This window comes from Pseudomonas sp. (assembly GCF_032058845.1).
In the GTDB taxonomy this organism is placed as follows: Bacteria; Pseudomonadota; Gammaproteobacteria; order Pseudomonadales; family Pseudomonadaceae; genus Aquipseudomonas.
The window spans coordinates 1-9,177 of record NZ_DAMCCR010000138.1; the positions used below are offsets into that span (position 1 = coordinate 1).

General features: G+C 62.0%; 10 protein-coding genes. 5 read left to right on the forward strand and 5 right to left on the reverse strand.

The window, feature by feature from the left end; all coding sequences use genetic code 11:
- Positions 1-874: 874 nt before the first annotated feature.
- Positions 875-2,197: a mechanosensitive ion channel family protein gene (locus RT028_RS18690; RefSeq protein ID WP_312936743.1), complete on the reverse strand. Its 1,323-nt coding sequence runs from the start codon at positions 2,195-2,197 to the stop codon at positions 875-877.
- A 108-nt stretch (positions 2,198-2,305) separates the two neighbouring features.
- Between RT028_RS18690 and RT028_RS18695 the strand changes: the two genes are divergently transcribed.
- Positions 2,306-3,667, forward strand: coding sequence for a DEAD/DEAH box helicase (locus RT028_RS18695; RefSeq protein ID WP_312936745.1), 1,362 nt, complete (start codon positions 2,306-2,308; stop codon positions 3,665-3,667).
- A gap of 56 nt (positions 3,668-3,723) precedes the next feature.
- Here RT028_RS18695 and RT028_RS18700 read toward each other — a convergent pair whose 3' ends face one another.
- Entirely contained in the window at positions 3,724-3,999 is a 276-nt protein-coding gene (locus tag RT028_RS18700; RefSeq protein WP_312936747.1) for a hypothetical protein, read from the reverse strand.
- A gap of 171 nt (positions 4,000-4,170) precedes the next feature.
- On the opposite strand from RT028_RS18700, the gene RT028_RS18705 reads away from it, so the two are divergent.
- The 4 genes from RT028_RS18705 (at position 4,171) to RT028_RS18720 (ending at position 6,631) form a co-directional block, all read left to right on the forward strand.
- Complete coding sequence (locus RT028_RS18705; RefSeq protein ID WP_312936749.1) at positions 4,171-4,563, forward strand: transcriptional regulator; 393 nt, start codon at positions 4,171-4,173, stop codon at positions 4,561-4,563.
- A gap of 106 nt (positions 4,564-4,669) precedes the next feature.
- The gene (locus RT028_RS18710; protein WP_312936751.1) at positions 4,670-5,596 is read left to right on the forward strand and encodes a DMT family transporter; all 927 of its coding nucleotides are present in this window, start codon (positions 4,670-4,672) and stop codon (positions 5,594-5,596) included.
- Positions 5,597-5,797: 201 nt separating this feature from the next.
- Complete coding sequence (locus RT028_RS18715; RefSeq protein ID WP_312936752.1) at positions 5,798-5,923, forward strand: PA1414 family protein; 126 nt, start codon at positions 5,798-5,800, stop codon at positions 5,921-5,923.
- Positions 5,924-6,028: 105 nt separating this feature from the next.
- The gene (locus RT028_RS18720; protein WP_312936754.1) at positions 6,029-6,631 is read left to right on the forward strand and encodes a DTW domain-containing protein; all 603 of its coding nucleotides are present in this window, start codon (positions 6,029-6,031) and stop codon (positions 6,629-6,631) included.
- Positions 6,632-6,978: 347 nt separating this feature from the next.
- Here RT028_RS18720 and RT028_RS18725 read toward each other — a convergent pair whose 3' ends face one another.
- The 3 genes from RT028_RS18725 to purM form a co-directional block, all read right to left on the reverse strand.
- A complete protein-coding gene (locus RT028_RS18725) occupies positions 6,979-7,689 on the reverse strand; it encodes a DUF3108 domain-containing protein (protein WP_312936756.1) in 711 nt (236 codons plus the stop codon).
- An 8-nt stretch (positions 7,690-7,697) separates the two neighbouring features.
- Positions 7,698-8,351, reverse strand: a complete 654-nt coding sequence (purN, locus tag RT028_RS18730; RefSeq protein WP_312936758.1) for a phosphoribosylglycinamide formyltransferase — start codon at positions 8,349-8,351, stop codon at positions 7,698-7,700.
- A partial coding sequence (gene purM, locus RT028_RS18735; RefSeq protein WP_312936760.1) for a phosphoribosylformylglycinamidine cyclo-ligase occupies positions 8,351-9,177 on the reverse strand: 827 nt, incomplete at its 5' end. The genes purN and purM, both read right to left, overlap by 1 nt.

Consider the following 9,177-nt stretch of genomic DNA (forward strand, 5'->3'; position numbering starts at 1 on the left):
ATACATGCACCTCTTACTCATGTTATGCCTGAACACAAAATTTCTGACACCCTCGGAGCTCACTGCGCAGCAATTCTCTTTACCTCTCATACGCCTGGATGATCTACCGCCCCTCGCTATCACCTGTGGTGTCTTCACGCTCTCGGCTGTGTCAATGACCGCTCTCTACTTTGCTTGCACCATTCAGGACGTCTGTCCTTCCAAAACGATTACACCGTCGTCACTCCACTATCAGTCTCGATTCCAGTGAACCCACACCGTCGCTCACCAAGTGACTGAGCGTTTTAATCGCCCGATGAACCCCCGCCAAATTCCTCGCCGACAACTCCGGCCCATCCTCGCAACCCCAAGCATCGTCATGTTGCACCAACAACTCGCTAAGCAGTTCGAGCGTTCTGACATGACTTTGAATGTTGGCTAATCGCTGAGTCTCACTCATTCCCCACCTCGTTCACACAGATGGAATGAGCTGCCAAACCCAACGCAACCGCAAGCAGGCCAGAGCCCAAGACCCGGCGGCGAACGAATATGAACATCCCAAATAAAACCGATAAAAGCATGCATGAGGTCCTTTTCAATCAAACCCACCACCCACCGTCGCCAAACGATTGGGTGGCAGCTGTACGCAGGTTGGCGAACCGAGGAAAAGGAACCCGGCAGACCCGAAGGTCTCCCACGCACAGCCGCCATGACACGAAACGGCATGCGCAAAAAAAGCGCCTGCCATCGTCATTGGGGCGCTGTTGCGCCTTTTACGTTCGGGTCGCCAAACCCGGTCGCGCAGGTTGCGCGACGTTGGTGAATCTAGCGCTTCATGGGAGGTGGCGCAACCTATGCACCACCTCCAACCCTAAGCCGTCCAAAATCGGCGGTCTCAGCTCTCCTGCTTTTCAAGCTCCACTTTCCGACCCGCCCCCTCAAACTCCAACCGCTCAACCCGCTCCTCCCGCCCAGCAATCCCCACCCGCATATCCCGCCCCGTCGGCTGCTGATACAGACTCAACCCAAACTCCGGCAGCACCGCCAGCAGATAGTCAAAAATATCCCCCTGAATCCGCTCGTAATCCGCCCACGCCGTGGTGCGGGTAAAGCAGTACAACTCCAGCGGCACGCCTTCGGCGGTGGCTTCCATCTGGCGCACCATGCAGGTCATGTTCTGGTGGATATCAGGATGATTCTGCAGGTACGCCAGGGCGTAGGCGCGGAAGGTGCCGATGTTGGTGAGCTTGCGGCGATTGGCGGCGAGTTCCTCGACTAGGCCCTGGGCCTCGTTCCACTCGTGGACTTCCTTGCGCTTGGTGGTCAGGTAGTCGCCCAGCAGGCGCACGTGGGTCAGGCGTTGTTCTTCTTCGCGGGTGAGGAAGCGCACGCTCGACACGTCGATGCTCAGGCCGCGCTTGATGCGGCGCCCGCCCGATTGCTGCATGCCGCGGTAGTTGCGGAACGATTCGCTCATCAGGCGCCAGGTGGGGATGGAGACGATGGTCTTGTCGAAGTTCTGCACCTTGACGGTGTTCAGGCTGATGTCCACCACATCGCCATCGGCGCCGACCTGGGGCATTTCGATCCAGTCGCCGACGTGCAGCATGTCGTTGCTGGTCAGTTGCACGCTGGCGACGAATGACAGCAGCGTGTCCTTGTAGACCAACAGCAGCACCGCCGACATGGCGCCCAGGCCCGACAGCAGCAACAGCGGCGAGCGGTCGATCAAGGTGGCGATGATGACGATGCTGGCAAGCACCCAGACCACCATCTTGGCCAGTTGCACGTAGCCCTTGATCGAGCGGGTGCGGGCGTGCTCGGTACGCGCGTAGATGTCGAGCAGGGCGTCGAGCAGGGCGGAAAACGCCAGTGTGACGAACAGCAGCGTGGTGGCCAGGGCCACGTTGTCGAGGAAGTGCTCGGCCGTGGCACTCAGTTGCGGCACCAGCTTCAGGCCGAACTGGATCACCAGTGACGGCACGGTCTGGGCCAGGCGGTGCAGCACCTTGTTGTGGCGCAGGTCATCGATCCAGCGCAGGGCGTGCTGCTTGGCCAGCAGGCGGCCGCCGTGCAGCACCAGAAAACGGGCCGCGCGGCCGAGCACGAAGGCGATCAGCAGCAGCACGGCAAGGCCGAGGCCGGCGTGCATGAGGGGGTGTTGGTCGAGGGTGCCCCAGACATCCAGGGCGTCGGTCCACAGTTGTTGGAAATTCATAAGCAATCAGCAAAGCCTGTGTAGCGGGATTGATGTGCAGCTCGGGTGCACGCGGGGGAGGGATGATGCCAAAAGAAATTCGGCTCCTACCGTGGAAAACGTTACCCTATGCAACTGAATTCCCGCTACTTGTCCGAGGTCATCTCCGTGTTTTCCCAATTCACCCTGCACGAACGCCTGCTCAAAGCCGTGGCCGAGCTTAACTTTGTCGAGCCGACCCCGGTGCAGGCGGCGGCCATTCCCTTGGCCCTCGAAGGGCGAGACCTGCGGGTCACGGCGCAGACCGGCAGTGGCAAGACCGCAGCGTTCGTGCTGCCGATCCTCAATCGTCTGGTTGACCTGAAGGGCGCGCGCGTTGAAATCCGTGCGCTGATCCTGCTGCCGACCCGTGAGCTGGCCCAGCAAACGCTCAAGGAAGTGCAGCGCTTTGCGCAGTTCACCTACATCAAGGCGGGGCTGATCACCGGTGGTGAAGATTTCAAGGAACAGGCTGCCATGCTGCGCAAGGTGCCGGATGTGCTGATCGGCACGCCAGGGCGTCTGCTCGAGCAGCTCAACGCCGGCAATCTGGATCTGTCCCACGTGCAGGTGCTGGTGCTCGATGAGGCCGACCGCATGCTCGACATGGGCTTTGCCGAAGACATGGAGCGCCTGTGCCTGGAGTGCGCCAACCGCGAGCAGACCCTGCTGTTCTCCGCCACCACCGGCGGTGCGGCGCTGCGCGACATGATGGGCAAGGTGCTGAAGAACCCTGAGCACCTGATGCTCAACAGCGTTTCGCAACTGTCCGAAGGCACGCGCCAGCAGATCATCATGGCCGACCATGACCAGCACAAGGAACAGATCATCCAGTGGCTGCTGGCCAACGAGACCTACAAAAAGGCCATCATCTTCAGCAATACCCGGATCATGGCCGACCGCATCTACGGTCACCTGGTGGCCAAGGACGTGAAAGCCTTCGTGCTGCACGGTGACAAGGACCAGAAAGACCGCAAGCAGGCCATCGACCGCTTCAAGGAAGGCGGCTCGAAGGTGCTGGTGGCCACTGACGTCGCCGCCCGTGGCCTGGACGTCGAGGGTCTGGACCTGGTGATCAACTTCGACATGCCGCGCAGTGGTGACGAGTACGTGCACCGCATCGGCCGTACCGGCCGCGCCGGTGGGGAAGGCCTGGCGGTGTCGTTGATCACGCACAACGACTGGAACCTGATGTCGAGCATCGAGCGCTACCTCAAGCAGCAGTTCGAGCGCCGGGTCATCAAGGAAGTGAAGGGCACCTACAGCGGGCCGAAGAAGGTCAAGGCGTCGGGTAAAGCGGCGGGTGTGAAGAAGAAAAAGACCGACAAGAAGACTGGTGACAAGAAGGCGGCGGCTAAACGCAAGCCGTCGGCCAAGCCGAAAAAGAACGCACCGTTGGCCAGTGCCGATGGCATGGCGCCGCTGAAGAAGCGCGCACCGGCTGCCGAGTAAGCACGCAAGGCAGTGGGCATCGCGGTATCAGGCCGCGGTGTCCTGACGTGGACGATTCAACCGGCTCTTTTCTCGGCCGTTTTCAGTTCCTGCATCCTGCGCTCGATCAGCTGGCATTTGTCGGGCAAGTCCGCGCTGGCGCTGTCCAGCTTCATGGCCTGCAACTCTTCGTTGATCTCCTTGGCTTTTTGCGGGTCCTGCTCGGTGAGCTGGGTGACCAGGGCTGCCAGTTCCTCACGTTTGGCGGTGGCTTCTTCCAGGCTGCAGGCCCAGGCGGGCAGGGCGAACAGCAGAGCGCTGGCGCAGGTCAGTTGCAGTAGCGGCTTGTGCATGGGGTGTCCTCTTTTGATGATGATTTGGGGTGATGCTTTCTGGTGGAGCGGGGAGGCGAGGTGAAGTTCAGCCCACGTGATCGAACTGCGCCTGGCCATCTTTCTGAACACCGGCTGCAAAACGCAGGTCCCACGCAAGACACCCATCCGTTACCCCAAGAGGCGAAACCGATGTCTACTTACGACTGGGAACTGATCGAACGTCTGTTGCACGAAGTGCAGAACGGCGCAGGGCAAAATTTCACGCCGCGCCCGTATGCCGAGCAGCACGCTGCCGCGAAGGCCGCCGAAGGCGAGCCGGTAGGCGATGTGGATCGGCTCAAGACCCGTGCCACCGAATATGAAAAGCTGCTGCTGGACCGTGGCTATATTGCGCATCGGCCGGAAGCAGAGGGCGGTAACGGCGAGAACTTCGTGCTGACTGCCACCGGCTCGCGGCTGTTGAGCGTGATCGACAGCAGCATTCCTGGCTTCGAGCATCCGCGTCAGGTGCTCGACGAGCAAGCCGATGCGCTGGACCCTGCTACCTTCGAGAAGGTCTCTGCCAAGGCGCAGATCGCCTGATCTGCGCGTTTCGGCTGGCAAGGGCAGGGTCGGCACGGGATAATCGGCCGCTTCCTGCCCTCATCGAGCCACAGCCCATGTTCCTTGCCTCACAGCGAAGCCGCCCATGATCGCGGTCCGCAAACAGCCTGATCGCTTCGCCTTTCAACTGATGCTGATGCTGTGCCTGGTCTGGGGCAGCCAGCAGGTGATGATCAAGTGGGCAGCGCCGGACTTCGCGCCAGTCATGCAGGCAGCGTTGCGCAATGGCATTGCTGGGCTGCTGGTGGGCGTGCTGGTGTGCTGGCGCCGTGAGTGGACCCAGTTTGCCGCTACCTGGCGTGCGGGGCTGCTGGCCGGTGCATTGTTCGGTCTGGAATTTCTGTTCATTGCCGAAGGGCTGAAGCTGACCTCGGCCGCGCACATGTCGGTGTTTCTCTATACCGCGCCAATCTTCACCGCCTTGGGCTTGCACTTCATGTTGGCCAGCGAGCGCTTGCGCGTGTTGCAGTGGCTGGGCATCGCGCTGGCGTTCGCCGGGATCGCCCTGGCGTTTACCGGTGGGATGTCGCTGGCGGAGATGGATGGCCGCGTGTTGCTGGGTGATGCCTTCGGCGTGCTGGCCGGCCTGGCCTGGGGCGCGACTACGGTGGTGGTGCGCGGCTCGCGGCTCTCCGAGGCGCCGGCATCGCTGACCTTGCTGTACCAGCTGGGCGTGGGTTTTGCCGGGCTCCTGCTGGTCGCGCTGTTCACCGGGCAGGTCACCGACGTCAGCCTGACTCCGCTGGCCATCGGTAGTGTGCTGTTCCAGGGGGTGGTGGTGTCGTTCGTCAGCTACCTGACGTGGTTCTGGCTGCTGCGCAAGTACCTGGCCTCGAACCTGGCGGTGTTTTCCTTCATCACGCCGTTGTTCGGGGTGACCTTCGGCGTGCTGCTTCTGGGGGAGCCGCTGAGCCTCAACTTCGTCTTTGGTGCCGTGATGGTGCTGGGCGGCGTGGTGCTGGTGAGCGCCGAGCCGTGGGTACGGCGCCAACTGCGGCGGTGGCTGGGGTGAACCCGCTGCTTCGATTCGCTGATGGCAACAAGGGGAAACAGTTGGCCGACCGTCGGAACTGGCCGGCGGGCCTTGAACCAAGGCAAACTTAACTCCATCTGTAGGATTAGTAGCATGCGTCGTGCAAGACTACGGACTATGATCTGTACGAAGCATCGCAGTATCGATTTGCCGCAAGGCTTTCCCGTCAAGGGGGCAACCATGAACGACCGTATGCATAACTGGCTCCACGACCTCGCTGTTGCACTCGGCCTGATTCCACCGCCGCTGCAACCGGTACCGATCCCGACTGACAAGGATCGCGACCGCCGGCCACGGCGTCGCTGATCGTAAAGCCGACCCTGATCTGCAGGCGTCGGCTTTTTTTCTGCTCCGGTGCAGGACAGGCTTTCCCGCGAGTTGTGGCACACTGCCGCGGCCCAGGAGAAGCCCATGTCCCGACCCCGCTGCGAGCGCTGTGTGCGCCCGCTTACCCATTGCCTTTGTGCGCTGATTCCCCGACTCGATTGCCGCCATCGGGTGTTGCTGTTGCAGCACCCCAGTGAGAGCACGCACGCCCTGAATACGGCGCGGCTGGCGGCACTGGGCCTGGCCAATGTGCAGTTGGCGGTGGGCGAAGTGTTTGCGGAACTGCAGTCCTGGCTGGCGACTTCCGATTACCGGCCGGTGTTGTTGTTTCCAGGGGAGGGCGCCTTGCCGCTCGACACCCTGGCAGCGGACGACAGCGGCACCCCGTTACTGCTGGTGGTGCCTGACGCCACGTGGCGCAAGGCGCGCAAGCTGCTCTACCTCAATCCGGTGCTGGACAGGCTGCCCAAGGTCACGCTGCGGGGCGGCGGCGTATCGCGCTACCGGGTGCGCAAGGCGCCGGCTGCTGAAGCTTTATCAACCATCGAAGCGGTGGCGCAGGGCCTGAACGAGCTGGAGGGTAGCGACCGTTTCGATGCCTTGCTCAGGCCATTCGAGGCCTTGATAGAGGGGCAAATCGCTGCGATGGGGGCTGAGACCTTTGCGCGCAACCACGGTGGTGGGTAGCGTAAGAATCCTGGGGTCCAAACAAAACAAGCCCCGCACTAAGCGCAACGCTGTTCATTCAAACGACTGGGGCCGCCTTACGGCCCATCGCGGCTAAAGCCGCTCCCACAGGGACCACATGTCCTGTAAGAGCGGCTTTAGCGGCGATGGGACATATCCTGGAGCGGCTTTAGCGGCGATGGGGCATATCCTGTAGGAGCGGCTTTAGCCGCGATGGGGCCTATCCTGTAGGAGCGGCTTTAGCCGCGATGGGCCGCAGAGCGGCCCTAACTGAAAGTGATCTAGCTTGAATGAACAACGTTACACACATAGCGAGGCTTGTAGGCGGCGCTGTGACGTTGCCGTCTTCAGCTGCCCTTCACCGACTTGCCATCCACCGTGCCGTCTTGCAACACGATCACGTATTCCTTGCCGTCGGTTTCCACCTGGCGCAGTTGCACCAGCAGGTAGTCCCAGCTCTTGGCGAACCACAGCTCGGTGATGCGCTTGCTCTGGCTAGGGTCGCGCACGCGCTCGACCTTGATGGCATCGACGCTGCCGGTCTTGGTGGCGACTTTTTCGGTGCCCAGTACGCGGAAGTCATAGGTATCGATCTCGTCACCGTCGACGACCTGATAGCTCATGGTCTTCTTGCCCGCTGCCAGGTCATGCTGCAGCGCCAGTTGATACGAGGACTTGTCGAGCACGCCACGGTTGAGCGGCAGGCTGACCGCATCGCCGCGGTCGCTACCGGTGACTTTCTTCGCGGACCAGTCGAAGTTCAGGTCGACCTTCTTGGCCTTGCCCAGGCCACCGCGCTCGAAATGATAGGTCTGCGGCTGCAGGGTATCGCCTTCCATGCGTACGGTACTTTGCTCGGTCAGGCTGGCGATCATCATCGACGCCTTGAAGTTGAGGTCCCAGGTGCCGTTGGCGTTCTTCACCAGGCTACGCTCGGCGGTGCCACTCATGGGCAGTTGCTTCCAGTCGGCGGTGTAGCTGGCCGAGAAAGGCTTCAGTTCAGCTGCCTGCAACGGCAGGGCAAGCACGGCGAGAGCCAAGAGCAGGGCACGACGCATACGTTCTCCTAAAGTCGGATCAAATGACCGCTGGCCGGCAGCGGCAAGCCATCGAGTAAGGCACCCTGGTCGCCAAGACGCAAGCGCCCTTCAGCGAACCAGCGCACGGCCAGCGGATAGATCTGGTGTTCCTGGTGGTGTACGCGCTGGGCCAGGCTCTGCGCGGTGTCGCCAGGTTCAACGGGAATCACTGCCTGTACGACCAAAGGCCCGCCATCGAGTTCCTCGGTGACGAAATGCACGCTGCAGCCATGCTCGGCATCGCCCGCATCCAGCGCGCGCTGGTGCGTGTGCAGACCTTTGTACAGAGGCAGCAGAGAGGGATGGATGTTGAGCAGCCGGCCTTGATAGTGGCGCACGAAGTCGCCACTGAGGATGCGCATGAAGCCGGCGAGGATCACCAGATCGGGATCGAAGCCGTCGATCAGCGCCATGAGCGCGGTATCGAAGGCTTCACGGCCGTCAAAACCCTTGTGATCGAGCACCGCCGTGGCAATCCCGGCCGCTTCGGCCCGTTGCAGACCATAGGCATCGGCGCGGTTGGCGATGACGCCGCAGACCCGCACCTGGCTGCCGGTGGCGTGGCTGCTGTCGATCAGGGCTTGCAAATTGCTGCCCGAGCCGGACAGCAACACCACCACGTTGCAGAAAGCGTCGGGCATCAGTGCGCCTTGACGTTTTGCAGCAGCACTTGCGCAGCACCTTCAGCGGCCTGCTCGATGCGGCCGATGACCCACGGCTGTTCGCCGGCATCGCGCAGCGAGGCGAGGGCGACGTCTACCTGATCCTGAGCCACGCAGATCACCATGCCGACGCCGCAATTGAGTACGCGGTGCATCTCGTGCTCGTCGACGTTGCCTTTTTCCTGAAGGAAATCGAACACGATCGGGCGCTGCCAGCTGGCCACATCGACCACGGCCTGGGCGTTCTTTGGCAGGACGCGCGGGATGTTGTCGAGCAGGCCGCCACCGGTGATGTGGGCCATGGCCTTGACGGCGCCGGTCTGTTTGATCAGTTGCAGCAGTGGCTTGACGTAGATGCGCGTAGGCGCCATGAGCAGGTCGGCCAAAGGCGTGCCGTCGAGCTCGGTGGCGTCGATGTCGGTGCCCGAGACTTCGAGGATCTTGCGGATCAGCGAGTAGCCGTTGGAGTGCGGGCCGGAAGACGGCAGGGCGATCAGTGCGTCACCGGTCGCGACCTTGGAGCCGTCGATGATCTCGGTCTTTTCCACCACGCCGACGCAGAAACCGGCCAGGTCGTAGTCTTCGCCTTCGTACATGCCGGGCATTTCAGCGGTTTCACCGCCCACCAGCGAGCAGCCTGCCAGTTCGCAGCCGGCGCCGATGCCGGTGACCACGGTGGCAGCGACGTCGACGTTGAGCTTGCCGGTGGCGTAGTAGTCGAGGAAGAACAGCGGCTCGGCGCCGCACACGACCAGGTCGTTCACGCACATGGCGACCAGGTCCTGGCCGATGCTGTCGTGCTTGT